The organism is Pseudarthrobacter sp. NPDC058119, from assembly GCF_042884655.1.
Lineage (GTDB): Bacteria > Actinomycetota > Actinomycetes > Actinomycetales > Micrococcaceae > Arthrobacter.
In genome coordinates, this window is record NZ_JBHVTN010000009.1 from 95,907 (window position 1) to 121,479 (window position 25,573).

The 25,573-nt window shown below is 61.2% G+C and carries 24 protein-coding genes; 9 read left to right on the plus strand and 15 right to left on the minus strand.

The genetic code is table 11. From position 1 onward, the window contains the following. Positions 1-263: 263 nt before the first annotated feature. The 6 genes from ACFVTD_RS18255 to ACFVTD_RS18280 all read right to left on the minus strand — a co-directional run bounded on the left by ACFVTD_RS18255 (position 264) and on the right by ACFVTD_RS18280 (position 6,418). The gene (locus ACFVTD_RS18255; RefSeq protein WP_387565634.1) at positions 264-1,082 is read right to left on the minus strand and encodes a DeoR/GlpR family DNA-binding transcription regulator; all 819 of its coding nucleotides are present in this window, start codon (positions 1,080-1,082) and stop codon (positions 264-266) included. 443 nt (positions 1,083-1,525) lie between these two features. Further along, positions 1,526-2,326, minus strand: coding sequence for an SDR family NAD(P)-dependent oxidoreductase (locus tag ACFVTD_RS18260; RefSeq protein WP_387565867.1), 801 nt, complete (start codon positions 2,324-2,326; stop codon positions 1,526-1,528). A 154-nt stretch (positions 2,327-2,480) separates the two neighbouring features. Then, positions 2,481-3,302: a sugar phosphate isomerase/epimerase family protein gene (locus ACFVTD_RS18265; RefSeq protein WP_387565636.1), complete on the minus strand. Its 822-nt coding sequence runs from the start codon at positions 3,300-3,302 to the stop codon at positions 2,481-2,483. Positions 3,303-3,457: 155 nt separating this feature from the next. Then, positions 3,458-4,867 (minus strand): MFS transporter, encoded by a 1,410-nt coding sequence (locus tag ACFVTD_RS18270; protein ID WP_387565638.1) that lies wholly within the window; start codon positions 4,865-4,867, stop codon positions 3,458-3,460. 364 nt (positions 4,868-5,231) lie between these two features. Continuing rightward, positions 5,232-5,774 carry an AAA family ATPase gene (locus ACFVTD_RS18275; RefSeq protein WP_387565640.1) on the minus strand — a complete coding sequence of 181 codons (543 nt, stop codon included), beginning with the start codon at positions 5,772-5,774 and terminating at the stop codon, positions 5,232-5,234. Beyond that, positions 5,771-6,418 (minus strand): bifunctional 4-hydroxy-2-oxoglutarate aldolase/2-dehydro-3-deoxy-phosphogluconate aldolase, encoded by a 648-nt coding sequence (locus ACFVTD_RS18280; RefSeq protein WP_387565643.1) that lies wholly within the window; start codon positions 6,416-6,418, stop codon positions 5,771-5,773. Before ACFVTD_RS18280 ends, ACFVTD_RS18275 begins: the two co-directional genes overlap by 4 nt. 146 nt (positions 6,419-6,564) lie before the next feature. Here ACFVTD_RS18280 and ACFVTD_RS18285 point away from each other — a divergent pair, with 146 nt between their 5' ends. From ACFVTD_RS18285 to ACFVTD_RS18325, 9 genes are all read left to right on the plus strand, one after another. After that, complete coding sequence (locus tag ACFVTD_RS18285; protein WP_387565646.1) at positions 6,565-7,551, plus strand: Gfo/Idh/MocA family protein; 987 nt, start codon at positions 6,565-6,567, stop codon at positions 7,549-7,551. Continuing rightward, positions 7,544-8,539 carry a LacI family DNA-binding transcriptional regulator gene (locus ACFVTD_RS18290; protein ID WP_387565647.1) on the plus strand — a complete coding sequence of 332 codons (996 nt, stop codon included), beginning with the start codon at positions 7,544-7,546 and terminating at the stop codon, positions 8,537-8,539. Before ACFVTD_RS18285 ends, ACFVTD_RS18290 begins: the two co-directional genes overlap by 8 nt. 8 nt (positions 8,540-8,547) lie before the next feature. Beyond that, positions 8,548-9,114 carry a VOC family protein gene (locus ACFVTD_RS18295; RefSeq protein WP_387565649.1) on the plus strand — a complete coding sequence of 189 codons (567 nt, stop codon included), beginning with the start codon at positions 8,548-8,550 and terminating at the stop codon, positions 9,112-9,114. 2 nt (positions 9,115-9,116) lie between these two features. Beyond that, positions 9,117-10,016, plus strand: coding sequence for a sugar phosphate isomerase/epimerase family protein (locus ACFVTD_RS18300; protein WP_387565652.1), 900 nt, complete (start codon positions 9,117-9,119; stop codon positions 10,014-10,016). Beyond that, complete coding sequence (locus ACFVTD_RS18305) at positions 10,016-11,008, plus strand: Gfo/Idh/MocA family protein (protein ID WP_387565655.1); 993 nt, start codon at positions 10,016-10,018, stop codon at positions 11,006-11,008. The genes ACFVTD_RS18300 and ACFVTD_RS18305 overlap by 1 nt, the downstream gene beginning before the upstream one ends. Positions 11,009-11,132: 124 nt before the next feature. Continuing rightward, the gene (locus tag ACFVTD_RS18310) at positions 11,133-12,320 is read left to right on the plus strand and encodes an MFS transporter (protein ID WP_387565870.1); all 1,188 of its coding nucleotides are present in this window, start codon (positions 11,133-11,135) and stop codon (positions 12,318-12,320) included. Between the two features lie 346 nt (positions 12,321-12,666). Continuing rightward, the gene (locus ACFVTD_RS18315) at positions 12,667-13,440 is read left to right on the plus strand and encodes a Gfo/Idh/MocA family protein (RefSeq protein WP_387565658.1); all 774 of its coding nucleotides are present in this window, start codon (positions 12,667-12,669) and stop codon (positions 13,438-13,440) included. Between the two features lie 130 nt (positions 13,441-13,570). Beyond that, entirely contained in the window at positions 13,571-14,320 is a 750-nt protein-coding gene (locus ACFVTD_RS18320) for an SDR family NAD(P)-dependent oxidoreductase (protein ID WP_387565661.1), read from the plus strand. A gap of 132 nt (positions 14,321-14,452) precedes the next feature. Continuing rightward, complete coding sequence (locus ACFVTD_RS18325; RefSeq protein ID WP_387565664.1) at positions 14,453-14,905, plus strand: VOC family protein; 453 nt, start codon at positions 14,453-14,455, stop codon at positions 14,903-14,905. An 802-nt stretch (positions 14,906-15,707) separates the two neighbouring features. Here ACFVTD_RS18325 and ACFVTD_RS18330 read toward each other — a convergent pair. From ACFVTD_RS18330 to istA, 9 genes are all read right to left on the minus strand, one after another. Continuing rightward, the gene (locus ACFVTD_RS18330; RefSeq protein ID WP_387565667.1) at positions 15,708-16,568 is read right to left on the minus strand and encodes a carbohydrate ABC transporter permease; all 861 of its coding nucleotides are present in this window, start codon (positions 16,566-16,568) and stop codon (positions 15,708-15,710) included. Beyond that, a complete protein-coding gene (locus ACFVTD_RS18335) occupies positions 16,565-17,407 on the minus strand; it encodes a carbohydrate ABC transporter permease (protein ID WP_387565669.1) in 843 nt (280 codons plus the stop codon). Before ACFVTD_RS18335 ends, ACFVTD_RS18330 begins: the two co-directional genes overlap by 4 nt. A 145-nt stretch (positions 17,408-17,552) precedes the next feature. Then, positions 17,553-18,809, minus strand: coding sequence for an ABC transporter substrate-binding protein (locus ACFVTD_RS18340; RefSeq protein ID WP_387565672.1), 1,257 nt, complete (start codon positions 18,807-18,809; stop codon positions 17,553-17,555). 669 nt (positions 18,810-19,478) lie between these two features. Further along, a complete protein-coding gene (locus ACFVTD_RS18345; RefSeq protein WP_387565675.1) occupies positions 19,479-19,670 on the minus strand; it encodes a hypothetical protein in 192 nt (63 codons plus the stop codon). A 139-nt stretch (positions 19,671-19,809) separates the two neighbouring features. Beyond that, a complete protein-coding gene (locus ACFVTD_RS18350) occupies positions 19,810-21,276 on the minus strand; it encodes a Fis family transcriptional regulator (protein WP_387565677.1) in 1,467 nt (488 codons plus the stop codon). Then, on the minus strand, positions 21,269-21,622 hold the full coding sequence (locus tag ACFVTD_RS18355) for a helix-turn-helix transcriptional regulator (RefSeq protein ID WP_201433288.1): 354 nt from the start codon (positions 21,620-21,622) through the stop codon (positions 21,269-21,271). The genes ACFVTD_RS18350 and ACFVTD_RS18355 overlap by 8 nt, the downstream gene beginning before the upstream one ends. Next, the gene (locus tag ACFVTD_RS18360) at positions 21,615-22,745 is read right to left on the minus strand and encodes a tyrosine-type recombinase/integrase (RefSeq protein WP_387565681.1); all 1,131 of its coding nucleotides are present in this window, start codon (positions 22,743-22,745) and stop codon (positions 21,615-21,617) included. Before ACFVTD_RS18360 ends, ACFVTD_RS18355 begins: the two co-directional genes overlap by 8 nt. Before the next feature lie 363 nt (positions 22,746-23,108). Then, a complete protein-coding gene (locus tag ACFVTD_RS18365) occupies positions 23,109-23,855 on the minus strand; it encodes an ATP-binding protein (protein ID WP_387565683.1) in 747 nt (248 codons plus the stop codon). After that, a complete protein-coding gene (gene istA, locus ACFVTD_RS18370; protein WP_387565685.1) occupies positions 23,852-25,414 on the minus strand; it encodes an IS21 family transposase in 1,563 nt (520 codons plus the stop codon). Before istA ends, ACFVTD_RS18365 begins: the two co-directional genes overlap by 4 nt. Positions 25,415-25,573: the final 159 nt, after the last annotated feature.

Genomic DNA, 25,573 nt, shown 5'->3' on the forward strand with positions numbered 1-25,573 from the left:
CAGTTCTTGGCCTCCTCAGATCTCACGCTGACAGTGGCTGGCAAGGAATACGTGTGGCGAAGCTTGGGAATGATCGGAATAATCCTAAGATTCTTGCTTTGAAGAGTCCGCCTGGCGCATTTGGTTCATCTGTCACCAATTGCACCTGGGACGGGCATCGGAGAACGAGTGGGGGCTCCATCCGTTGGCCAAGTCATCCCTTGTCAGGCGGTTATGACGTCAGGTTGGGGTGTGCCCTATGTAGACGGCCTCTTTTCGCAGGATCAGGATCCACTAGGGGTGCGCTTGCGGAGTGCGGCCACATGGACCGCAACACCTCGGTCCCGGATGTTCTCCTGCACCTGGTGGGAAAGCTGTTCGTCAGTGACAACCGCGTCTAGTTGGTCGATCGCAGCGACACAGAACTTCGAGATTGTTCCAAACTTCGTGCTGTCTGCCAGAAGGAAACAGGAGGTGGAGGCCTGCAGGGTAGCGAGTTTGACTTCAACCTTTTCCATCGACGAGCTCGTGACGCCTCGGGACATGTTCCAGGTTTCGGTGCTGAGAAAGGACCGGTCGATATTGACGCTTTTGATGGCGTCCGCTGCCAGGCGTCCCTCGCTGGAACCGCTGTATGGATCTACGGCACCCCCGGTGTGAATGACCTCGATGTGGGTGTGGGTGAAGAGGCCGTTCACTACGTGGAAGTTGTTAGTGACGACCGTGAGATTCCTGCGTGGGCCAAGGTGGGGTACCAGGGACTGGCACGTGGTACCCGAGTCAAGGAAGACCACCATGTCGTCCTCGACGAACTGCGCAGCCAGTTCGGCTATGGCTTTTTTGCGGGGCAGTTCGCGACGTGCTTTCAGCTCCCGTCCCTTGAGAGAAGTCGGGCCTGCCCTTTTCGCCAGACGGACTCCGCCCTGTACGGAGACGACATGTCCCATGTCTTCCAGAGCCGTGATATCGCGCCGAACCGTCATATGGGAAACGTTCATGTGGTCGGTGAGGCTGCGGATGCTGAGCACGCCCTCTTGCTGCAGGAGCCTCAGGATTTCCTGATGGCGTTGCTCCGGGATGAGAGGCCTAGCTGTCTGATTCAAGTCGGGATCCTTTTTGCGCACGCTCGCCTACGCGAGGGTCGATTCGGCCTTTCCGACCCGTCGGCAGCGACAAACAACTCCCTAACCAACAAGCACTGATCTCCCGAGACCCGGTGATCCAGGACACTCCCCGCATTTCTAGTCTCGCTCTAGGTTCGACGGGTAACCCGCGGCGCTAGTGCGGGAACACTCGGGGGCACAGAGGAGTCTACTGCCGTGGGCTTTCGCTGGCCGCGCGGGACAGGCGCCGCACCGTCGAGCCGGTGCGGACGACGGGACCTCCAGCAGGGGGCGGCGCCGCCGAGCGCAACGGCACTGTCCCCTGCTGTCGGGCAAAGTTATCTGCTGACGTCCGGCGTCGGCGGGAGAGCGATGCGGTGGCGCGCTGCCCTTGTTGTACGAGTGCCTACGTCGCTTTCCGTTGAGCCTGCACAGACCGGTCGTTAGGATTTGGAGCTGGGTCGACCGGGGATGTGGCTAAGAATGGATTTTGAGAATCCGCCATCGACGCAGATGTCTTGGCCGGTGACATAGCTGGATAGCGGGCTTATAAGGAATTCGATGACATTGGCTATGTCCATGGGGTCGCCGATTCTAGCCAGCGGGATGATGTCCTCCCTTGCCCTTTTGATTTGGGGATCTTCATACATCTTTTCGGTCATCCTGGTGTGCGTCATGCCCGGGGATACGACGTTTGCACGGATTCCGTCAGGTGCCCATTCCAGTGCGAGTGTTTGGGCCAGCATCGTCAAGGCGGCCTTGCTGGGGCTGTAGGCGCCTGATCCGGCGTGTGGTAGTTGGCCGGACATGGAAGAGGTAAAGCAGGCGGCGCCGTGGCTCTGCTTTAGGTGTGGGTAGCTTGCTTTGGCAAGAAGCCAGGCGCCGCGTAGGTTAACGGAGAACATGTTGTCCCAGTCCTTAAGGGACACGTCACAGATGGCACCCGGGTTAGCGATTCCTGCGTTTGCCACCAAGGCGTCCAAGCCGCCGAACTCAGCTACAGCAGCCTTAACCAGTTGCTCTGGCACGTCGGGGTCACCCAAATCACCCGCCAGCGCGATGGCGGTGCCGCCCATGGACTGGATTGAACGAACAACTTGGTCTTGGCTGCTGTTCGGTTCGTGTCCACCTACGGCAATCATGGGGTGCACACCCCGGGCCAGAGCCGCCTCTGCGATTCTCACGCAGGTAGCGGCGCCTATGCCGCTGCTTCCACCAGTCACCAAAGCTCTCATTGCACACATTTCCTTTACTAGTGGTTCCAATAGAAATCGTTTCGACTGCCCGCGGTTATAGCTGCCAGAGGCGGTGAAGCGGGTTTGTTTTGGAGGTTAACCCGCGCCGATCGGATACCCCACGTCTTGGCTTGCGTGGGGGTTACATACCTTGAGCGGTGGGCTAATGTCCCAGATCCCAGCCTTGATTCTCAAGGTCCTGCATAGCCTTGTTGAATTCCTGTAGGGGGTTCTCTTCGCGGATGATCTCAAGGACTACGTTGTTAGCGCCGCAAGTGTCTTTTACGGCATTGCCCAGCTCCTTCCAGTCGATCACTCCGGTGCCGATGGGATCATGGCCCCACGTGTCCGTGCCCGTATCCGAGATATGCACAAGTCCGATCGACTCGTGGTGGGAGCGCAGGCCCTGTACAGGATCTTCTTTTATGTAGGCAGCGTTCGCGACGTCGTAAACGATCTTGACTGCTTCGTCGTTGATAGTGTTCACGACGCCTGCCAGGTCCTCGATGGTAGGAGTGAAGCAGTAGGGAGTGTTTTCAAAGAGCAATCGCGTGCCGGCCTGTTTGGCCAGCGGGATGAGAGCCTCCAGGCTTTCGTACATCCACCCGTACACCTTTTCGAGTGAAGGTGAGATCATGGGGCGTCTCGTGCCGGGGGATATCACGACGTCGCGTACATCCCACGCTTCGGCCAGCTCGATCACCTGTTTGATGTGGTCGATGCTTTTACGACGCATGTTGGCGCCGGGGCTGGCCAGGTTGATGTCGTACCCGCCCGCGTTCAGTGACCTGATGGTCGCCCCGTATCCGTCGAGCCTTGCACGGCTCGCCGAACGTTCCTGGACGGAAAGTTCGTCGGGCCAGCAATGCGGGGAGCTGATGGGAACTTCGAAGGTTTTGTACCCACTGTCGACCAGTTGGGCTATGGCATCGATGGCCGTAGCCGACCAGAGGTAGGAAAACGTATTGATAATCATTTGGTTCATTGAAGGCATCTTTCTGCTCTTTGCCTATATAGCGCGCCAGGAGATTAGATCCTGCGAACGGATCGCAAGAAGCCCTGGCCAGGCGGCCCGAGGCCTTTGGCAGGTATGCCCTCCTTGCCTTGTCGAGCCCCCGGGCGCCTTGGGTACCAGCGTGCCTACAGGGAACGCTTTGGCTGTTGGGTGGCTGTTGAAGTGCTGGCAACCAAGTGTTCGCCTTCAAGGACCTCAGGGTCAGCCAGCGCCACGGTGACCCGGTCACCGCGGGTACCGGTCTCGGGCAACGTGAAGTAGACGACGAGGCAGAGGGCGACGATGACGATCATGTAGACCGCGACGAGCATCGGCTGTCCGGCACCGACGAAGGCGGCGGCGACCAGCGGCGCGGTACCGCCGAAGACGGCAATCACGATCTGATGTGCGAAGCCAATACCGGATACTCGGACTGATGCCGGGAACAGTTCGGCCTGGATGGTCGGGTAGATCGACTGCCAGATACCCAGAACCACCCACCCGGACGCCGATACCAGAACGTATACGCCAAAGCCCGGCTGGTTCAGCAGCAGGAGCAAGGGGTAGAAGAGAACGATCATTCCGATGGCGCCGATAATGGGGAAGATTTTGCGTCGGCCGAGTCGGTCAGAGAGCGCACCGCAGACCGGAACGATAATGACGAGCAAGGCCAGCCCGATAACGCTGCCGGCCAGGGTGGAGGACAGGTCCCTACCGGAGGTCAACTTGGCGTAGGTGGGAAGGAATGTGGCCCAGGTGTAGTAGGCCACCGCCGGGGCGGAGAGAGCCGCCGCCTGGAGCAGAGCCTTCGGGTGTTCACGAAGCAGGTCCCACAGGCGGGCCGCCGCGGACTTTTGATCGACGAGGACACCTGCCTCGAATTCAGGGGTCTCCTCCGCACGCGCCCTCAAAATCAGGCCGACGACTCCGAGGACGCCGCCTGCCACGAACGGGATGCGCCACCCCCATGCGGCGAGGTCAGCAGGCGCGAAGGATGATGTGACGATTGCGGCCGCGCCGGTCGCCGCCAGGGTCGCAAGGCCGCTGGCCATGTTGGAGAACGAACCGAACAGGCCCCTTCGGTTTGCGGGAGCGTGTTCGACCATGAACGCGATTGCGCTCTGCGCCTCACTGCCGGCAGAGATCCCCTGAAGAACCCGGGCAACCAGGAAGAGAATCGGTGCTGCATAGCCGATGGTCGCAAACGACGGCGTGAGGCCGATGATCAGCGCGCCGAGGGCCATTCCGGAAATGGAGAGCGTCAGGACGAGCCGGCGTCCGAAGCGGTCGGCCAGGGGGGAGATGATGATTCCGCTGAGCGGGCGTACGACAAACCCGACGGCATAGGTCAGCAGGGCTGCGACCAGGGATGCGAACGGGGAGTCGCTGGGGAAAATCTGTGTTGAGAACACTGCCGCTAGCAGGCCGTAGATGTACCAGTCGTACCACTCGACGAAGTGGCCGATGGTGCCTGCCACCATGTTGATGCGGCGGCGGGGCTCCTCGGGCACTGCCGAAGGGCTCGGGCTGTCGAGCGCTTCCTTTGAGGTCTTCATTGAACTCTCCATACTTTCACGTTTGTTGAGGAGCGGTAACGCTATGCAGGGCAATCCATGCCTCTCACAGTTGCTGTTACCGCCGGGTCTCTAAGATCACCATCACCAATGAGATCGGTTGCTGAGATCGGTTGCAACCAGATTACGGGCGACAAAAGGAGCTTGTCAACGTCTCCTTGTGAGCCGCGTCGCAGCTGCCGGCATTGCTGGCCATGCCTAAGGGCGATCCGCTTCGTACAGTGGAGGCAGACGCCTGCCGCCAGTCAGTTCAGTGGCGGGCACGGCCTATCCATGCGGCGAGTTGCGTAAACGATACGCCCAGAACCGGCTCTACCGAGTTGGGCAACCGGCTCAGTCAATATCCTCATGCAGGAAGCGGTGTTTCGTTGTTGAAGTCCTGGTACCGCACCCCGGACCATGCGCATTCCATGCTGCCGTAGACGGACCAGTACTCGTCCCAGTGGGCAAGCTTCCATTGGTCCCGCTCCAGGCCGCGGCGGGTGAGCCGTTCCCGCAGAAGGTCCTGTGGGACTCTTACCCGGACCACCGTGGTTTCGGATGGTGGCCAATGGAATTTTTCTGCCGCGCGCATCAAAAAGTCCGGTACGTCGAAGTAGGCGCCGAAAGGGGCATCGAGCACCACGGAGCGGCCGAGGCGCAGGTTGGCGCCGGCCACGTCCATGAGGGTGTCGTACTCGAGGGGGAGCAGGTTCTCGCGGTAGTAGTCGTTTGATTCACGGTCGGTGGGGTCGTGCCCGGTTGCTTTCAGGGCGAACTCGACAAAGCGTCCGCAGACCCGGTCCTTGTCGAGGTATGCGGCGTTGTTTTCTCTTGCTGTTTTTTGGGCGACGGTCGTTTTGCCTGAGCCGGCTGGGCCAATAACAACGAAGACGCTGGGGACCGTCATCGGCGGGCCTCTGCCACTGCCGCCAGGAACTCCTTGGCTGCATTGGTGACGCGGTTGAAGTCGCCATCTTGCTGCCATGCTTTGGTCACGTAACTGCCCACGCCGACACCTGCCACGCCGGCCGCGAACCATTCGCCTACGTTCTGAACAGTCACGCCGCCTGCGGGCATGATCGGCAGATGGGCGAGTGGGGCGAGAACTGACTTGGCGTAGGGAATGCCGCCGGCCTCGGTGGGAAAGAGCTTGAGGATGTCGGCTCCCGCCTCCGCGGAATTAACAAGCTCGGTTGGTGTGTAGGCGCCGCTGACGGTCGGGACCTGGTATCGGTTCGCGGTCCGGATCATGGCCGGGTTCAATTGGGGGCTGACCAAAAATTCCGCTCCGGCGCGGATGCATTCGTAGGCCGAATGCTCGTCCAGTACCGTTCCGGCGCCAATCGCGACTCCGTTGGCCCCATGTTTGGCTGAGAGCCGGCGGATCACCTCAACGGCGCCGGGAATGGACAGGGTGATTTCCAGGGCCCGGAAGCCTCCGGCGATGGCTGCTTCCGCAACTTGTTCTGCCACCTGAGAGTTTTCGAGGCGGACGATCAGGATTGCGCCCGATTCATCGATGGTCTGCAGGGTGCGAAGTTTCTTGTACATGCTTGCCTTTCTTCTGGCCCGGGCTGGTGAAATTCCTCCACCGCTGGCGGGCCGCCGTTGAAGTGTTCGTTGACAAACTTTCCCACCATCCATACTGTTATTGCAACCGATCTCAGCAACCGATCTCATACAAGGGGGTATTGCGGTTGACTAAAGTACGCACAATCATTCTTGGTGCTTCCCATTGGCATGTTCCGTTATGCGCGCCAGCGATGGCCGAAGAGCACGACATGGTCGGAGTCTGTGACGACGATGTCTCCCGCGTGCAGGTGCAGGACCTGGCGAAAGCATGGGGTGCCCCGGTTGAAGCCGACTGGCGGAAGTTGGTGGATCTGCCCGACGTCGGACTCGCCTATGTCTTCGGCCCCCACGGCGGTATGGCCGAAAAGTGTCTTGCCCTGATCCAGCGCGGCATTCCGTTCGTCGTTGAAAAGCCGTTGGGCACTTCCCTGGACGAGCTTTCTGTCGTGCGTCAGGCCGCAGAGGCAGCTGGCGTGCCTGCCACCGTCCCGCTGGTTCAGCGCGGCGGACCCACAGAGCTATGGCTTGCCAAGGCCGGCCGGCCCACCTACCAAAGAGCGTCGTTTATTGCCGGTCCACCGGCCCGGTATCTCGGCAATGCCAATCCCTGGATGCTCGACCCGGTCAAGGCGGGCGGAGGCTGCCTGGCAAATCTGGGACCGCATTTTATCGACATGTTCCTCAGGGGCACAGGTGAGACAGAAACCCACGTGGATTCCCGACTCTCATCGGCTCTTCACCACCTGAGCGTCGAGGATCACGCCAGTCTCATCATCACCACACCGGAAGGACGCGAAGCAATCGTCGAAGTTGGCTACGCCTTCCCCAACTCCCCACTGAAGCGTTACTGCAGCTTCACCTCGGTCGGCGAGGCAGGATTCGCGACAGTGGACTCCGACGGTTCGGCTACCTTCACCGCGGTGGACGGCACCACTGAGGTCGACAAGATCAACGTGGACAGCGACCCTCTCTACGATCCCTTCGTGCGGAGCGTCGCCCGAACGCTGGAAGATGGATTCCGGGGCCTGACTACGCTGGCCCAGCTCGAAAACGTCATGCGCCCCATTTGGCGGGCCTATGACAACCAGCACGGAGGAAGAGAACATGCCTGATTTGAGTATCGACGTCGTTGCAAAAGCTGCCGGTGTTCACCGGTCAACGGTGTCCCGTGCATTCTCGCGCCCCGAAGCCGTAAAGAGCGAAACACGCGAGCACATCCTTCGCGTCGCCGAGAGACTCGGCTACACGATGAGCCCACTCGCCCAGGCGCTCCGCCGGAAAACCAGTACCTTCATCCCGCTGATCGTCCCTGACATCACCAACCCGTTCTTTGCAGAACTTGCCAAGACAATGACGCAGGCGGCGGACGAGCGCGGCTACCAGCTGCTGCTCTGCGTCACCAACGGCGACCCGGCCAAAACCGACGGCTACTTCACCGCCATGCAGGCCATGTATGCCCCCTTCGGTATCGTCGCACCGTCCACGAAGGTCGATACGGAGGCTCTCAAACGCTTCGACTTCGGCCACAAGGTCGTCGTGATCGACCGTGTGGAAGGGGACGACGCCGTCCCAACGGTAACCGTCGACAGCCGCCGCGGCATCATGCTGGCCTTGGATCACCTGCATTCTTTGGGGCACACCTCGATCGGCTACGTCTCCGGCATCGCCGGCACGCACACCGCCCAGGACCGTATGGACGCCTATTTGGAGCTGTCTGCCGAGAGCGGCAGCGCACCTGTCGTGCTGGACAGCGGATCGGACCTGGATGCGGGCACACGCGGGGCAGAACATTACCTCGCGATGGACAACCCCCCAACGGCCATCATCGCGGCCAATGACATGGTGGCCTTTGCGGTCATCTCGGCCCTCGGCCAAAGCGGCGTGCGTGTACCGGAGGACGTGTCGGTCATCGGTTTCGACGGCTTGGCTTTGGGGGCCCGGTTCAACCCGGCCCTGACCACCATCCGGCAGCCCATCGCCGATATGGGACACATCGCCATCGAACTGGCCGAGAAGCAGAACGCGGACGGTTCCGTGGACCACATCGTCCTCGAACCTGAGCTTCTGGTCCGTGCCTCCACCTCAGGACCACGAGCATGACCGCGCCAATGAGAGGGGCACAGGAGTCGACGCTCCGGCGTTTGCCCGGGCTCCAGCACACGGACCACGTTGGCTTAACCGTCCCCAACCTTGAGGAAGGTGTCCGCTTCTTCGTCGACGTCCTTGGAGCCGAAGAGCTCTACCGCTCCGAACGCGGGCCCGATGAAGACTTCATGCCGACAAACTTCGAAGTCCCGGCAGATGCCAAGCTCACGCTAGCCATGTTGCGCCTGCCGCCTAACCTCAACATCGAGCTTTTCGAATGGAGCAGCACTGAGCGGCGTACGACGCCGCCGCGACACTGCGACGCCGGCGGCCACCACCTGTGCTTCGTCGTGGACGACGTCGATGAAGCGATCGCAGTGCTGCGGGATATACCTGGGGTGCGTGTGCTCGGTGAGCGCAAAGAAGTCGCCGGCGACAGCCCCCGGGTAGCGGGCAATCGTTGGACCTACTTCATCACCCCGTGGGGATTGCTGATGGAAATCGTGGATCGGTCCCGCGTCGCGGCGCCGCCCCAGCTGGTCGGTCCCGCGGACTGGGCAGCATCCCCAAACACTTCAGAAAGGACATGAACATGCGGCTTGCCGGTCACACGCTAGGCACCCCGGACCACACGGTTCCCCAGGCACTTGATCTATTCCGGGCCGCAGGGCTCGACGCCGCCGAAGTCATCTATCAGAATGACTACAAATCCGGATTGCCAACGGGCGACCGGCAGGCCGCGATGGAGGCCCTCAAGGCCGCCGACAACACCGGGATACCCATCGTAGGTCTGACGCCCTACACGACCGCCATCAACTCCCTGGACGGCACGGAATGGCGCACTGCAGTCGATGAATTCCGCGGCGCCATAGAGACCGCTCACCTGCTGGGCGCTGACCGGGTCCGTGTTTACGCCGGATCCTGGCACCCTGGAGACACCGACCACGCGGCACGATGGGCACAACTGCGAAAAGCATTGGAAACCCTTGCCCCGGAAGCGGACCAGGCCGGTGTACGCCTTTGCGTGGAAAACCACTTCGGCACCATGACACAGACCGCTGCAGACACCGCCGCGCTGGTCCGGGAAATTGCCCAACCATCCGTCCGCGTCCTGTATGACCAGGCGAACCTGACCTTCACACACGACGAAAACTACGAACAAGCCTTCGCAGTTCAAGGGGACCTGATCGGCCACGTCCACGTGAAGGACCTCGTCTTCACGGACCCCAATGCGGCCTTCCGCGCGACCGAAACAGCCCGGGTCAACGCCTCCGAACGCGCCGTCCGCTCCCGCGTCGTCGGAAGCGGCGTCGTACCGTGGTCCCAAATCCTCGCTGCGTTGCTCCGTCACGGCTACGACGACGTGCTGAGCATCGAGCTCGAGTACCGCTGGCACCCCCAGGATCTCCCCGTACCCGAGGACGGATTCCGCCAATCCGCCACCGTCCTGCGCTCAATGCTCACTGAGCTGGCTGAAGTAAGGAATGTATGATGACCAACAACCGCCTCCGCGTCGGCGTCATCGGCGCCGGCAACATCGCTACCATCGCCCAATTGCCCACCCTAGTGCAACGCAACGACGTCGAACTGGCCGCGCTTGTGTCCCGGCGCGAGGACCCCAGCAACCTGGTCCGGCGCTGGGGCTTCAACGCCGCCTACAGGACGCCAGAGGACATGCTGGCCGCGCAGGAATTGGATGCAGTCTTCGTCCTGACGCCACGCTCCGAGCACGCCCATGCCGTGCAGCTGTGCCTCAGCCGTGATGTCGACGTGTTCTGCGAGAAGCCGCTTGCCCCGGCAACCGATGAGGCAGAACGTCTGGCCGATCTCGCTGACGAGCGGGGGCGAATACTGATGGTTGATTTCAACCGCCGGTACGCGCCCGTCTATACGGCCGGCCGGGAAGTTTTCGGTGACAAAGGTGCCACCTTCTGCGTTGCCCAGAAGAACCGCCCGGGTTCTGAATATCGTGCGACATTCGAGAACGCGATCCATATGGTGGATCTCCTCCGCTGGTACTGCGGCGGTGAGCCCGTGGATGTGGCCGCCCACGCCGCGGGCGAGGACCCCTGGGAAGAAGACGGCCTCGCCGCAACCATCCGCTTCAGCACCGGAAATACCGGTGTCCTGATGGCAGCCCGCACAGCGGGAGCATGGAATGAGAAGCTGGACGCCTACGGGGACGGAAAGACCGTCGAAGTCAGGGCGCCGGAAACGGTCTCCACCACCATCAGCGGCATCACCACGTCACGGGAACTGAGCGCCGAAGCGTATGGCTGGGCTACCGCCACCGACACCCTCGGATTTTCTGCCGCCGTTCATCACTTCCTGGACCGGGTCGCAGACAGGGCTCAGCCCCTTACTTCTGGCCGCGAAGCTGTACGCACCCAGCGCCTGCTGGACCAGATCCTCGCCGCCGCCGGACTGCCCACAGAGGAGCAAACCGGGCGCGAATGGGCAAGCCACGCAGTCAACGCAAGCTAAATTCCGACGGACACATGGAGGTGCCAACATCGCTCTCCTTCGTCTGCATAAGAGTGCGCCAAAAGCCAGGGGAGCGGGGAAGCCGCCGCTTCGGGGGCGTTTCACCGCGCTTGTTGGCATCCTGCTGGTTGCCTTCAGCGCCAGGGAAGCCGTCTCGGCGGCATCCCCGCTTTTACGTCAAATAGGCGCGGACCTTCCCTTCGACGCCCTGACCACAGGGATCCTCGGGATGCTGCCGACCGCCAGCTTCGCAGTGATGGGCTTCCTTGCGCTGCCGCTCCTGCGCCGCATGCGCTTGGAACACCTCCTGCTGGTTGCCCTCCTGCTAACAACATTGGGGCAGCTCGGCCGCGCAGTGGGGGGCGTCCTGACATTCTTGGTCTTCACGTGTGTCGCCATGCTCGGGATTGGTCTGGGCAATGTCGTCGCGCCGCCTCTCCTGATGAAATATTTTCCCGACAGGATCGGGATGGTCGGAGCGCTCCATGTCACTCTCCTGGGGGTCAGCACGGCTGTGGCCGCCCAATTGGCCATTCCTCTGGGCACTCTTTATGGCTGGCGATTCTCCATTGGTATCTGGGCTGCCCTCAGCGCGGTGGCAACGATCCCATGGCTGAGCCTTCTTGGCGTCAAACGAGCGGTTGGGCGCGCCGGAACCCCTCCAACCAAGGATGGACTGCCGTCCCGGGCGAACGCTGTCAGGCCTTGGAAATCATCAATCGGATGGGGCATGGCTTTGATATTCGCCGGATTTTCCAGCAATACTTTCGCGGCGCTCACTTGGCTCCCGGCTGTCCTCGTCGATAGAGGAATGAGACAGGAAACTGCTGGATCCATGCTGGCGGTCTATTCAATCCTGGCCTTACCATTCGCTCTGATTGTGCCCGTGGTGGTTCAAAGAATGTCCCGCCCGCTGCCTGTGGCCGTCCTATTTGTCGCCGCCTTCGCCATAGGTTACGGAGGCATCATCTTCGCTCCACCAGCTACCGCAGCGGTCTGGGTCATCATTGCGGGGCTGGGCCAAGGTGCCTATTCCTTTGCGTTCGCCATGATCAATAAGCGAACTCGAACGCAATCCGGCTCCGGGAGCTTGTCCGCCTTTGCCCAGGGAACTGGCTACGCCCTGGCAAGCACCGGACCATTCATGTTCGGGCTCCTGCACCGTCCAGGGGAGGGCTGGCTGCCCTCGTTCGCCATGCTCGGTGCCTGGCTCTTGGTGCTGGTGACGGGGGCCATCATGGTCAACAAGGCACGGATGCTTGAAAATCACACGCCGGTCCCGCGGCGGGCACTGAAAGGACAAGGTCCATAACGGCACATGAAGACATGGAGTACTGCGCCACGAATGTCCGTAACCAATCCCATCGATTTCTTGAAATTAACTCGAAGGAGAGACTTCATGCACACCCCTTGCACCGTTGCCCTAATTGTCGTGGGGCCAGCATCGTGACGCGGTCGGCACGGCCCCTGCGGGTGGCAGTGGTCGGCGCGGCCGGATGGGCAGGATCTCGGCATGCCAGAGCATTCGCCAAGGCGGGTGCCAGTGTCACCCATCTTGTGGAGAAAGACGAGCGGGCCGCCCTGTTGGCCCCGGAACTGGGAGCCCAGGTGGTGCCACCGTTCAGGAGCTCCCTTCCGATGACCTGGACCTGGCCGTCGTGGCGCTGCCCACTACTTTGCAACCCGCCATCTGCGCTGATCTGCTGAACAGGGGAATTCGGGTGCTGACGGAAAAGCCGGTTGCGGCGGACGCCGAAGGTGCGGCCGTCTTGGCTACCGCTTCGGGAGTAAACGAACGGCTCATGGTTGGGTACACACTCCACCAGCATCCCGCCGTCGAAATCCTCTCACAGTGGGTACGAGACAACGACGTGATCGCTGTAAATGTTCGTTCGGTCGCCCATAAGGACAACATTGACTCATGGCGTTCTGATCCGAAAGAGGGCGGCGTTGCCGTGGTAAACGGGATCCACGCCATAGAACTGGTCTCTTCGTGGTTCGAGGGTGATCCGGACGTCCTGGCCGCCAGCGCGAGCAGCAGCCTTTACGGGTCTGCAGTACCGGAACACGTTCTGTCCATTCTCGATTTTCCCCGTGGACCGGTGTTCAGCTTGCAGAGCTATTGGTCTCCCTGGCAGGAACCCCAAGGGCTCAATCAGGGAGATTGGAGCCTCACCATCGATGTTCTGGCCACTGACGGCCGGATGTTGTGGTCCAACGATTCCCTTCGCTTATGGGACCGCGACGGTGGCCAACACGAGCAAGATTTTGAACCATCCGACCTCTTCTTGCGTCAGGCAGAAGCGGCCCTGAGATTCTGCGCGGGTGGAATGCCCGCGGTCACTTTCGCCCAGGCGCTCCGCGCAACGCAAATCGCCGATGGAATCCGAAAGGCGCGGTCTTTGAAGCCCGGAAGGTGCCAAACCCCTTAGCACCGATGAAACCTGAACTGCCTACACCGGCCGAGCAACTTCAACTAAGGAAAACGAACATGAAGCATGCACCTCACGCTCCGACCACAGGAGCACTGCAGTCAGGCTTCGCGCAGAGCGGAGCGAGCAGATGAGCCTCAAAGAACAGGTGGTCTTGGTAACGGGGTCAAGTGGAGGGATCGGTGACGCTGCAGTCACGGCATTCATAGCCGCGGGAGCCATCGTCGTCGGCGCCGACCGGTCCCCAAAAGAGGACCAGTCTGTGGAGTCGTTTTACTCCCTCGACATCACCTCGGAACAACAATGCGCAACGGTCATACAGGACATCCAAGCCAAACACGGTGGGATCGACGTCCTCGTGCATGCAGCAGGAGTGCTTGGCCCCACCCCGGACATCATGGAAACAACGTCCGAAGAGTTCGACTCCATCCTGAGGATCAATGCCACCGGTACCTTCACGCTGGTCCGGGAGACCGCCAAATCGATGCTTGAGACCGGCACAGCCGGCGCCATCGTGGTCCTGTCCTCGGTTGCGGCCAAAGAAGCGCGCCTCAATTACCTGCCCTACAACGCGAGCAAGCTTGCGGTCCTCCACATCATGTGGTCCTTCGCCGAACTGCTTGGACCCAACGGCATTTCAGTGAACGCGATCGCACCAGGGCCGGTCAACACCCCCATGTGGGCACAATTTGCGAGGGACTCCGGACCCGACGCAGCAGCCAACCGGGCGAAGAGGGCAGCGCAACTGCCGATGCGCCGGTTCGCTGAGCCCGATGAAATTGCCCGGGCCATCCTGTTCCTTTCTGACCCCGACAACCGCTACATCACGGGAGTGTCTCTCGACGTGGCAGGCGGAGCGCATCTGGGAATCGGAACCTAAAAAACCCGCCAGGTCTTTTCGTGCCGCTGTGCCTAATGTCGCAGCGACCCACCATCAAGGCTTCAGGGCTACCCCCTCCTGAGAAGCAATTCAGCAACTGGGGGAGAGCTTGCTCTACTAAGGAGAAACCCAATGCAACATCATCACACCGCGCTGCACGTTACCGATATGGACCGCAGCGAGCGATTCTACGTGGATGGCCTTGGACTGACACGTTTGGATGCCTGGACCTCGGGGCCATACGTCGGAGATCTTTACGGCCGTCCCAACGTCAAGGTCAGAGCCATACTTCTAGCTACCAGTGACGGGTCCTTTCGGCTGGAACTCGCCCACGCAGAGCCGCTACTGCCAGTCGTCGATCCCTCTGAGGCGCAGCCTGGGACGGCTCACGTGGCCTTTACGGATATCGATGTGCGACAGGTTTACGCAAGAATGACAGCGCTTGGTTACAGCGCGGTATCCGAACCCATTGCCCCAACCTCAGGCCCCATCGCGGGAGGGTGGCTGGTTTACCTCCTCGATCCTGACGGAAACCGTGTGGAGCTGATTCAGCCGCCAGACTGGCGGCCGGGCGAGGACTCATAGGCCACTCGCTGAAGGTCGTGCCTAGTCAGTCCTTATCGTTTCGGGACAAGATACAGGGCGCGTCCGGCCAAAATTCCGGTAGAACGCATTTTGGTCTAAGTCTTCTGGATGGAGTGTGGGTGGGCATCCTGCCCGCCCACGCTGCATTTAACCTGCGTACGACGCCGGCGTGGAGCATCAGTGCCCTCAAAGCTTGTTTCCCCGGCAGTAGCCGGACCAGGTCTCACGCTCGAGAGCTTGCCTGTCCGGCGAAGGTCTCCAATGACAGCCAGAATCCGCCATGATCGTCGCTCTGCAACAGCGGCCGCCAGCCAAAGCGACGAGACACGGCCGGCTCCCGCAGAATCGAGAATCGTCAGCTCTGCCCTGAACGGACTGGCGGCTGAGGCTGGCGCCCCTAACGCGGGAGAGCAGACCGGAAACCACGTCCCTGGCAGATCCGGCATTCGGCCGCTGGTTCAGAAGTGGGGGGAGCGCCGCAACCATTTGTCTGCCGGGTTGGCTCCGGGCTTCCAGCACCGGCGCATCGGATATGGTCTCCACCAGGCACTTCGCTGGCAACGTTCATGGCACCACTGTCTTTGGCCACAAGTCTTGGATGAGCCATCGGCACGTCGGCAGTTCATTCGGACAAGGACGGACGGAGGAAAGCCTTTCTGTAGGTGTCAGGTCCGAGAACGCACTTGGCGAACGGGATGTCCTCTCATGGCACGTGCAGCTCTTGAGCGCATGTGGGCCCCGTGAGCGTCAGTCAAATACGGTCACGGGGCCCTTGTTGCTGGTGGCTGAACTGTTGTGGCGGCTAGCCCTTGACGCCACCGGATGTCATGCCGGCTACGAACCAGCGCTGGAAAGCCAGGAAGATGGAGAGCACGGGGATGAAGGCAACGACGATGAATGCGGCAAAGAGTCCCCAGAAGCTACCGAACCCAGTGGTTATGTATCGCACGATGCCGTTCTGCACGGTCTTCATGTCTTCCGTCGTGGCGAGGACGGTGCCGACAAGGAAGTCGTTCCACACGAATACGAAGATGAAGATGGCTACGGCAGCGATGCCGGGACGGATGAGCGGGAGGATGATGCGCCATAGGATCTGTATCCGGGAGCAGCCATCAATTGCCGCCGCTTCCTCGATTTCAACGGGGATGTTCTCGATGAAGTTGCGCAGGAACAGGATGGTCTGTCCACAGATAATGGCCGTGTAGACGATGATCATCATGGGGTAGGTGTTGATCAGGGCGGTCTTGACGAACATGGAATACAGCGCGATGAAGACCACGATCGCCGGGACCATGGACAGCACCAGTATCCCGGTCATCAGGGTTTCCATGCGCCGGCTCCGGTACCTCGTGGCAACATAAGCGGCCGGGATACAGATGGCCAGGGCAAGCACGATGGAGCCGCCGGCATAGATGAGCGAGTTGACGAAGAAGCGGATGTTGGTCGACGTCAGCAGACCAATGTAGCCCTCGGATGAGAAGGGTTCCGGGATCCACCTTGGCGGGAACTCTAGGGTCTCCGAGGCGGTTTTCAGCGATGTGGATACGATCCACGCAACGGGCGGCAGCACGACCGCCGCTGAGAGGATGATGTACGCCCAGGCCGGAACGGCCTTGATGACGGCGGTGACGGGTCGCTGTCGGCGCGGGGCGGTGGTGCTCACAGGCTTTCCTTCCGTCGGAAGCGAATGGCGACAAGTGTCAGGACGATGTTGACTGCAAAAAGCAGGATGGCCGTGGCTGAGGCTCCGGAGAGGTCGAACTTGTCGAACATTTGGTTGTAGACCCGCATGGACAGCGTCTCCGTGGAGCCGATCGGGCCTCCTCTTGTGGTGACCAGGATGATGGTGACCATTTGTACGTAGAGCATGAGAAGAACGACTACGACGGAGACGATGGTGTTGCGCAGGTAGGGGAGGGTGATGTTCACGAATGCGTGCCAGATGCCGCCGCCATCGACCTTGAGGCTTTCGCGGAGCTCTTCTGGAATCGTTTGGAGGGCGCCCAGGAAGAGGAGCATTGCCTGCGGATAGGACCACCAGGCCGTCATGAGGGTTACGGCAACAAGGGCGCTGGTCGGGGACGAGAACACATCAGTGGGACCGAATCCGAGGGATTTGGTAATGGCTGATGCTGGACCGTAGTTGGGGTTGAGGAACCACAGCCAGATTGTTCCTGCTGTGGCTTGTGACATCAGCCAGGGCAGTAGGAAGAGGCTTCGGACGGAGCGTTTGAAGCGGTGAAGGTTGTTGAGCACGATCGCAGACAAAAGCCCCGCCGGCAGCGCGATAACCAAGGCCCCCAGCGAGAACACCAGGGTTGTCCGGATGCTGCTGGGCAGGTCGGCGTCCGCGAATAGCCGGACAAAGGAGTTGAGACCCGAGAATTTACCGATCTGGTAGTAAGTCGTCTCGTGGAGGGCGGTCCATGCTGTGTAGATGAGCGGCCCTACAAAAACAAAGAGGAAGATGGTGCTGACTGGGACGACGTAGAGCCAGACCATGCGGTCCCTTCGGACCCGGCGGAAAGTCTGGGTGGCTGAGGGCGCAGCTCCGGTCCTGTGTGTGCTGCGGGTGGGGCTTTTTGTTGACATTATCTGTCCCTTCCGAGGGGAGCCTGATGTCTCAGGCTCCCCTGCTATCGGGCTGCTACTTTTTGTTGGCAGCATCCTGCGCGGAACGGATAAAATCGCTCCCCGACGAGCCGTTGAGGATCAGTTTCTGCCCGCTCTGGGAAAGCCCTCTGGCGAGGGAAGTCCAGTTGCTGGAGTATGTGCGTGGCTTGCTATTGCTCTTGACGTAAGTGGCGATGTCATTCACAGTTTTGGACTCGGGCGAGGAGAAGAACGGCTGCTGGTAGGTGCCGGCACGCGTGGGTACCTCGCCTCCGGTGGCCATTTTCGCGCCGGCTTCAGGCCCGGTCATGTACTCGATAAACTTCCAGGCCGCCTCAGCGTGTTTGCTGCCATTGCCTATGCCCAAGGTCCATCCAATGGTGGTGCCTGTCGTGTCGCCGGTGTTTGCTTTCGGCAACGCGGTCCACTTAAGGTCCGGATTCTGTGAGGCATAGGAGACGGCTCGTTCCGTGCCCATGACCGCCATCGCGACCGTGCCGCTTGCCATTCCGTCAGCTACGGTGCCGTAAGTATCCGAAACGACGTTGCTGCCAAGGGCTTTTGCGTCCCTGAGCTTGGTAAGGAAGTTGCCAAAGTCCTCTCCCTTTGATGTCGCGAAATCTGCCTGCCCATCCTTGTTCCACAGCTCTTGGCCAACCTGTGTCATGAAGCAGTCGAAGAAGGTGCCGATGATGGCTGAATTGTCACTGTCCGAGAAGCCCGTTCCGAAGCCGGTGAATCCAGCGGCGGCCGCTTTTCGTGCAACGTCGACTACCTGGTCGTAGGTGGTAGGAACGGTCGCGCCGATTTGAGAAAGAATCTTTTGGTTGTAGTAGAGGGCACAGGTCCGGTACTCATAGGGCACGGCCACCTGCTTGCCGTCAGGACCGGCAAGAGCGTCGGTTGGACGCAGCCAGTCAGTCACCTTGGAGGCAGCATCAGGAAGCGGTGAGTAGACGCCGGCAGCGGCCATCTGAGGAACGACGGGAGTGTACATCTTGAAGACATCGGGGGCCTGGCCTGCTGCCGCGGCTTGAGGCAGCCTGTTCAACATATCGCCTAGTGACACGACGGAAAGATTGATCTTGATGTTAGGGTTTGCCGCCTCGAAATTGGCAACGTTTTCCTTTAGGGCCTTTGAGCGCGGGTTGTTCTGGCTGGGATCGAGGAAGTCCCAGTAGTTAAGCGTAACCGGGCCCTCAGACTGCGGAGTTGAAGGGGCGCAGCCGCTGAGGGCAAGGCTGGCTACGACGGCTGTGAAGAGCGCCAGGCCCCATCGCTTTTTGATCATGAATTTCTCCTGTGAACTGGGTTGCTGGTGCGGGAGCATGCCGTGCTCACTCGACGCCTACTAAGCGAGGGCCGCCGATGGGTGGGAGAAGCCACTGAATCATCGAGTCTCTCCTTTGAGATCGGTTGCATTTATACGATTAGCAGTGAGATCGGTTGCTGAGATCGGTTGCAATAAATGTAGGAGGGGAGGAAGCCGGTGTCAAGAGAAACTTTGAACGTGGGAGATTCGCGGCTCCCGATTGGGTGGTGAGGCGCGCCGTGCACCGATCCCGATCACCCTCGCATCTTTGACTGGGGGGATATGTCCTAGGTGTGCCGCAAGGACCAGACCGCAAATTCAGATCATTAGCCGACTCTCGGGCGACCGGGACGCCGGGGGCATCAGCCAAGTGAGCCGTATGGGGAACGCTGACAACTCAAGTGGGAATTGTCCAAGGATCCGCACACTGACACGTTCAATGCGAAAACTGACATCTGGAATGAGAACGGACATTAGCGTTCTGGCAGCCACTTCTACTCCGGTGCTCTGACTGGCAGCGGGACGTGTTGATGTGGGACCAGTCGGCGAGATTGTGCTTGACAGGCGGCCATTAGTCGCGGGGTGACGGGCATCCTTCCGATGCAACCATCAAAATCTGTGGAGGGCTGTGCGTGTAGCTTCCGCTCTTCACATCCACTTTTGGAAATATCTAGCCAGCGGCGGTACCGCAATCGCTGCGGTGACCGCCGCTCCAGCTGCGATGTATAAAATCTCTGCTTCTGGGAAGATCGCCCGAAGAATAAAGGTGACGACAAGGCCAGCGACTAAGCCAGTAATACAGAGAAGAATCAGCTTTCGAAAGCCTCGTTCGTCCGCCATGTCGACCTCTCTGGATCACCTTGCTGTTCCTCGATAAGGAGACTCTCAGCGCGAGTTCAGCATAGTGGCCCCATCCTGTACGGGCCAGTCTGAGTTTCGTCCTCACTCTCGTCACCAACTCTGCGTGTCCCGGTGCTTTCTACCTCGAGATGGCTGATTCCAAAGCAGAGACGTATTGCGCATAGTTGGCTGACGAGTCGATGGCGTGGCGATCGATTGTGGCCGGGGAGTAGCCGAGGGCTTCGGCGATGATTGCCACGGGGGCGAGTTTGGTGAGTTCGTGGAGGGTACCGAGCCTGGCCGCGCGACTACTGAACGCCGTGCTCAACCGTTGAGTGAGGGTTGAGGCTTGGATGTGCTGGCCCGGTGAGCCGCCCCGGAATACCCAGTTGCTGTTGGGGTGCGCTGCTGTCTGGTGATGGGTTGGCTTGGCTGCGAGTTCGCGCCAGGGCTCATCAAGGGGCGACGTCAGTGCGATTTCGACGGTTCCAAGGGTGATGGTGACGAGTTCCTCTGTCACGATGACGTCGTCCCAGGTTAGTTGGACGATGTCGGAGACGTGCTGGCCGAAGACCAGGATGAGGATGGCTGCTGCGCGGTCTCTCGGGTTCATGTCGGCCGTGTGGCTGAGGTTGGTGACGAGTTCGGTCTGGGCGGCGGCGTCGAGCCGGGGGCTGGTGCCTCGGCGGTGGGGCTGCAGTTTCAGGGAGGGATCGATGAGGTTGGTCCTGATTGCCCAGTCGAGGAATCGTGATGCGATGCCTCGTGTCGTGGGGCCTTCTGCCTGCCATCGGTCCAGGTGCGCCTGGCTCACTTCGGCAAGTTCGATGCCTTGTTCGCTGAGCCAGTTCTGCAGGTCGATGGCGACGGTGACTGCTTGTTTGGCGCGCAGGAACGTTCCTCGGGTGACTTCGTCCATTTGGTTCATGCGGCGCTGGTGGTGCCAGCGGATGTATCGGCGGGTGATGTCGCGGTGGCTCGGGCTGGTGATCCGGTCGAGGGCCTGCTCAGCCCAGTCGCTGAACCTTGCGCTGAGTTCATCGCGTCGCGGCAGTGCATTGTGTTCGACCAGCAGTCCGCGGACGTATTCGCGGGTGCGCGATGCCGGAAGTTCGTCAAGGCGGGCGTGGGTGATCACCGGCTCGGTGGCGAGTTGTTGGAGGAACTCGGTGACGTGTGGCTGCTGGATCCAGGTCAGGCCGCTGTTGGCGCGTTTCATGGATTTCAGAGCGGTCGCGATTGCCTGGAATTCGGGGGAGGACGGCTGGTTCTCCGACGGGTTGAGGATCCGGTCAACGGTCAGAGCAAGGATGCATGACCAGCAGCGGTTGCCGGAATGGAGTTCGTCTTCTTTGCCGCATCCGATGCAGTCGACGTTGAGGCGGACGCCGGAGCATTTCCGGCAGGCCGGCAGGGTGTCGACGCAGCCGGGCAGGACACCTTGGTGGTCGCAGGCGCAGGTGCCGCGGGTTCGTTTGGCTTGCTGGTAGCAGTAGCCGCAGATTCCGCCGTCGGGCCAACGGACCGCGATTTTGTGGTGTTCAGCGCAGCGGGCGCAGGCTTCAGGCCACTTCTGAGGATCGCCGGCTTTACGGGGCCTAGTCATCTTCGTCCGGTGGCAGAACCCGGATCCGGCGGGCAATCGGCGCCCCGGGAGTGATGCCCAGATCTTCTGGCCGCTTCGGGGCGTTCGCGGTCTTGGCCGCGCGCATCTGCACGAAGGGTTCAAACAGGTCGTTGGGCGTGCACTCGAGGATGTCGCAGAGGGCGGCGAAGGTCTGGGCAGGAATGCGCTCGGGTGTTCCAGTGACCAGGCGGTGGACCTGGGCGTTGGAGAGGTTGATGCCCCGGGCCTTTAGGAGAGGGAGCAGCTCGGTGGTCTTCCAGAGGTTTCGTTGGGCCATCAGCTGCCGGAGGTTCCAGCGGTAGCCGATCCGTCGCTGTTCAGCCATGGGTGTTCCCCTCGCCGTCGCCCTTGCGCAGCCGCTGGGCGATCATTTTCTGGATGGTCTTCTGTTTGAAGTCCGCCGACACGGAAGTATAGAGGGCTGTGGTGGAGGAGTAGCTGTGCCCGACCTGCTGCTGGATAAACAGCGGGTCGTAACCGGCCTCGATCAGATGCGTCACGTACGAGTGCCTCAACGTGTGCAGGGTCAGTTCCTCCGGGAGTCCGGCGATTTTCCGCACCCGCTGGAAAGAGCGGTCGAAGTTGCGGAAGGCAGTGGAACCCGAGCGCTCAGAGGGCCACAGGCTGGCGGACCGGTCAGCGGTGGGGAAACGTTTCCGGCCGACAGGGGAGAGCCAATACTCAAGGAGCCCGACCACCCAATCGAATTCCGGGACGGTGAGCACCGTACGGCGGCGGGGGCCTGAGCCCTTAGTTCCCTTCGCCCACCGCACCTGCAGCGCCCCAAACCGGCCGAAAGACTCAACGTGCGGGTTAGGGCCGAAGTCGACATACTCGAGCATCGCCAGTTCACGCCGCCGCAGTCCGTAGGCGTAGGCGACCTTGAAGGCTGTCGAGTCCCTCAAGGCTGGAAGCAAGCGCTTGGAACCTTTGGCGAACTCGGTGTCGACCAGGTCGTCCGCGGCGTCGAAGAACGTCTGCAGCTCAGCCTTGGTGAACGCCCGGCGGCGGGCCGGCATGGCATCGTCCGTCGTGTGCCGGGGCGAGTTCCACTCGAACACGACCTGCACCGGAATGTCCGCAAAGACCCGTTCGCAGAAGGTCGCCCAGCCGTAACGTCCATCCGTCAGGTAGGAGCAAAACGCCCTAATAGCCCCGGAATTGGCCCTCAGGGTTGATATCGCCAAACCTTTCTCGGAACTGCGCCGGTCCGCCATGAACTCATCCACATGATGCGCCGACCACGTCCACGGATACTCGTTGGCATGCTCCTGGAACCTCTGGACCGTCCCGCACGAACTCTTGATATACGACGTCGACAGGCCACGCGCCAGCATCTGCGCACGCCAGCCATCCAACATCGCCTCAAAGACACGATCCTCGGCACGCAGCAGCCCGACATTCACGTTGGTCAAAAAGGCCGGAATCCGCCCAGGTTCAATGCTCACTAACCAAACTGTACGCAAAAATCTCTCATCTAATGAGAGATTACGCCGCTAGGCCGCACCACCACGCGCAGTTGCTCCCGACGGGTACCTGGCATCCATGCCTCCCAACAGCCAGTGGACCTGCGAAAACACTGCGAAAGCAGGATGAGACGTGTTCTCTCATCTACTTCTACTCGTCCCACTCGAGCGCCGATAATATAGGTTATGTAAAGCTGCGGCTGGCAGGGGTTCCCGGAAGGCTTCCTGCGCCACTGAGTATTTGAAGGCTTGGAGGCCAGACGATATTGCCTGTCGAGGCCATTGATATTGCCGGTGGGGGCCAGTGACCGTGGCTATGGGGGCCACCGGCCTCCACCGGCGTTCTCACTGTGTCATTGTGGCGTGTTCACGCATGTTGTGGTTGCCGGTATCGACCCAAATCGTGTTGTGCACGATGCGGTCCATGATCGCATCGGCGTGGACCCCTGAGCCGAGCCGCTGGTGCCAGTCCTTCTTGGCGTACTGGGTGCAGAACACCGTCGAGGCTATGTCGTATCGGCGCTCGAGTAGCTCCAGCAGCATGCTTCGCATACCCTCGTCGGGGTGGTCGAGAAGCCATTCGTCGATCACCAGAAGGGTGAAGGACGCGTACTTCTTCAGGAACTTCGTGGCCCCCAAAGGCTTGTCCTTCGCCAGCGCCCAGGCTTCCTCGAGGTCGGGCATGCGAACGTAGTGGGCCCGGATCCGGTGCTGGCAGGCCTGCTTGGCCAGAGCGCACCCGAGGTAGGACTTCCCGGACCCGGTAAATCCTTGAAACACGACGTTCTGCTGCCGTTCGATGAACGAGCAGGTGCCGAGTTGGGCGATCAGGTTCCGGTCCAGGCCGCGTTCGTCGATGAGGTCGAGCCGGCGCAGGTCCGCGCCCGGGTAGCGGAGCCCGGCCCGCCGGATGAGTCCCTCGACCTTGGCGTGGTTGAAGCCGGAGTGGGCTTCGTCGACGATCAGGCGGAGCCGTTCCTCGAAGGCCATGCCGAGCACGAGCGTCTCGTCCTGGGCCTCGAGTGCTTCGAGCATCGGGACGGCTCCCATCTCACGGAGCTTGCGTTTGGTTTCCGTATCGATCCCGCTCACTTGGCACCACCTGCGTAGTACTCGGCGCCTCGAACGTAGCCGCCGTGTTCGGCCGGTTCATCCCGGGGTGGCCTGAACCCCGCGGCCTTGTCTTGCTCTGTTGCCAGGATCGGCTGCAGGTGCGCATACCGTGGGGATCTCACATGGCCTGCCAACGCAAGCCGGCAGGCCGCTTCGAGGCGTTCGGCTGAGTAGCGCCGGGAGAGGCGCAAGACGGCCAGTGCCGCGTCAAGGCCCTGTTCGGCGACCGGGACGGACTCGAAGATCCGGTTGACCACGGTCACAGCTGCCGGGCCGATCCGTCCGGCCCATTCCCGTGCCCGGTCCGGGTCCCATTGCCTGTACTTCTCGCCGGCGGGCAGGTCAGCATCGTTGGTGCGGTACTCGTTGGCCGCGCCCTCGGGCAGCAGCAAGTGGCTGGTCAACCGTTCGCTGCCCCGGTAGGCCTGGAGCACCCGGTCGGTGATCCTCAGGTCCACGGTGGTGCCGATGTGGGCAAAGGGCACGGAGTAGTAGTTCCTCTCCCAGACTACGTGCCCATTCCGACCCACCCGGCGCCCGTAAACCCACCTGCTGATCTCGTAAGCCGCCGCCGGCAACCCTGTCAGGAGCGGCTGCTCCTCGGCTGCGAACACGCTGGCCCTGGACCCTGGCCGCTTCTGGAATGGCTCCGCGTTATACGCAGCTACCCGGTCGATGATGGCGGCCCTGAGCTCCGGCAACGAGGTGAATTGCTGTTGGCGCAGCCCGGCGATGACCCAGGTAGCCACGTGGGCGACTGTGTTTTCCACGCTGGCCTTGTCCTTGGGCGCCCTGACCCGTCCGGGCAGCACGGCTGCGGAATAGTGTGCCGCCATCTCGCGGTAAGCGTCATTGAGGACGACTTCGCCTTCGCGGGGATGCTTGATGACGCCGGTCTTCAGGTTGTCCGGCACGATCCGTGGCACCGATCCGGTGAAGGCTTCGAACATCGCCACGTGGGCCCGCAACCAGGTGTCCTGCTTCATGTCCAGAGCTGGTTCGACGAACGCATACCGGCTGAAAGGTAGACACGCCACGAACAAGTAAACGGTCCTGGGCTTGCCCGTGACCGGATCGGCCAGCTGCATCGTCGGGCCCGACCAGTCGACCTCCACCGTCTGCGCCGCCTTGTGCCCGACCCGGGACGCCACCCCCGTGACCAGCACATGCCGCTGATAAGTCCTGCAGAACCGGTCATAACCCATCACCGGCTCACCGGCAGCGGCGCATGAATCGGCGTACTCGCCATGCAGCAGCTTCAGCGTTACACCGACCCGGGCCATCTCCCGGTGGACCTGGTCCCAGTCCGGCTGCGCGAACACGCTCTGATGCTCACCACGCCCGGGAAACAGCCGGGCGTAAACCTCGCCTTCTGAACTGTTGGCGATGTCATCCCACACCACGCCGGCCGCGTCGGCAGCCTCCAGTACCGCCGTGATGCTCTTGCGGGACATTCCTTGCGATGCAGCGATCGCTCGACCTGACAAGCCCTCGGCGCGCAACTGCAACACCAGCTTCGCCCTGATCTTCCGTACCATTACTGATTACTCCTTCCGCCGTGCGCCCTATACACACGACGGAAGGAGCCTAAAACGGGGTGGCCCCCAAGAACGCCACTACCGGCACCAAGGACCGCGACTGAGCGCGCAGCCTACCGGCCCCCAAACACGCGACGGATGGACCCCAAAAGAGCGAAT

What these genes read in the sequence shown, in the direction of transcription:
- ACFVTD_RS18260 (WP_387565867.1), bottom strand. Translation starts at nt 2,326, where the DNA reads ATGTGTGCAATGAGAGCTTTGGTGACTGGTGGAAGCAGCGGCATAGGC.
- ACFVTD_RS18265 (WP_387565636.1), bottom strand. Translation starts at nt 3,302, where the DNA reads ATGAACCAAATGATTATCAATACGTTTTCCTACCTCTGGTCGGCTACG.
- ACFVTD_RS18270 (WP_387565638.1), bottom strand. Translation starts at nt 4,867, where the DNA reads ATGAAGACCTCAAAGGAAGCGCTCGACAGCCCGAGCCCTTCGGCAGTG.
- ACFVTD_RS18275 (WP_387565640.1), bottom strand. Translation starts at nt 5,774, where the DNA reads ATGACGGTCCCCAGCGTCTTCGTTGTTATTGGCCCAGCCGGCTCAGGC.
- ACFVTD_RS18280 (WP_387565643.1), bottom strand. Translation starts at nt 6,418, where the DNA reads ATGTACAAGAAACTTCGCACCCTGCAGACCATCGATGAATCGGGCGCA.
- ACFVTD_RS18290 (WP_387565647.1), top strand. Translation starts at nt 7,544, where the DNA reads ATGCCTGATTTGAGTATCGACGTCGTTGCAAAAGCTGCCGGTGTTCAC.
- ACFVTD_RS18295 (WP_387565649.1), top strand. Translation starts at nt 8,548, where the DNA reads ATGAGAGGGGCACAGGAGTCGACGCTCCGGCGTTTGCCCGGGCTCCAG.
- ACFVTD_RS18300 (WP_387565652.1), top strand. Translation starts at nt 9,117, where the DNA reads ATGCGGCTTGCCGGTCACACGCTAGGCACCCCGGACCACACGGTTCCC.
- ACFVTD_RS18305 (WP_387565655.1), top strand. Translation starts at nt 10,016, where the DNA reads ATGACCAACAACCGCCTCCGCGTCGGCGTCATCGGCGCCGGCAACATC.
- ACFVTD_RS18320 (WP_387565661.1), top strand. Translation starts at nt 13,571, where the DNA reads ATGAGCCTCAAAGAACAGGTGGTCTTGGTAACGGGGTCAAGTGGAGGG.
- ACFVTD_RS18325 (WP_387565664.1), top strand. Translation starts at nt 14,453, where the DNA reads ATGCAACATCATCACACCGCGCTGCACGTTACCGATATGGACCGCAGC.
- ACFVTD_RS18335 (WP_387565669.1), bottom strand. Translation starts at nt 17,407, where the DNA reads ATGGTCTGGCTCTACGTCGTCCCAGTCAGCACCATCTTCCTCTTTGTT.
- ACFVTD_RS18340 (WP_387565672.1), bottom strand. Translation starts at nt 18,809, where the DNA reads ATGATCAAAAAGCGATGGGGCCTGGCGCTCTTCACAGCCGTCGTAGCC.
- ACFVTD_RS18345 (WP_387565675.1), bottom strand. Translation starts at nt 19,670, where the DNA reads ATGGCGGACGAACGAGGCTTTCGAAAGCTGATTCTTCTCTGTATTACT.
- ACFVTD_RS18350 (WP_387565677.1), bottom strand. Translation starts at nt 21,276, where the DNA reads ATGACTAGGCCCCGTAAAGCCGGCGATCCTCAGAAGTGGCCTGAAGCC.
- ACFVTD_RS18355 (WP_201433288.1), bottom strand. Translation starts at nt 21,622, where the DNA reads ATGGCTGAACAGCGACGGATCGGCTACCGCTGGAACCTCCGGCAGCTG.
- istA (WP_387565685.1), bottom strand. Translation starts at nt 25,414, where the DNA reads ATGGTACGGAAGATCAGGGCGAAGCTGGTGTTGCAGTTGCGCGCCGAG.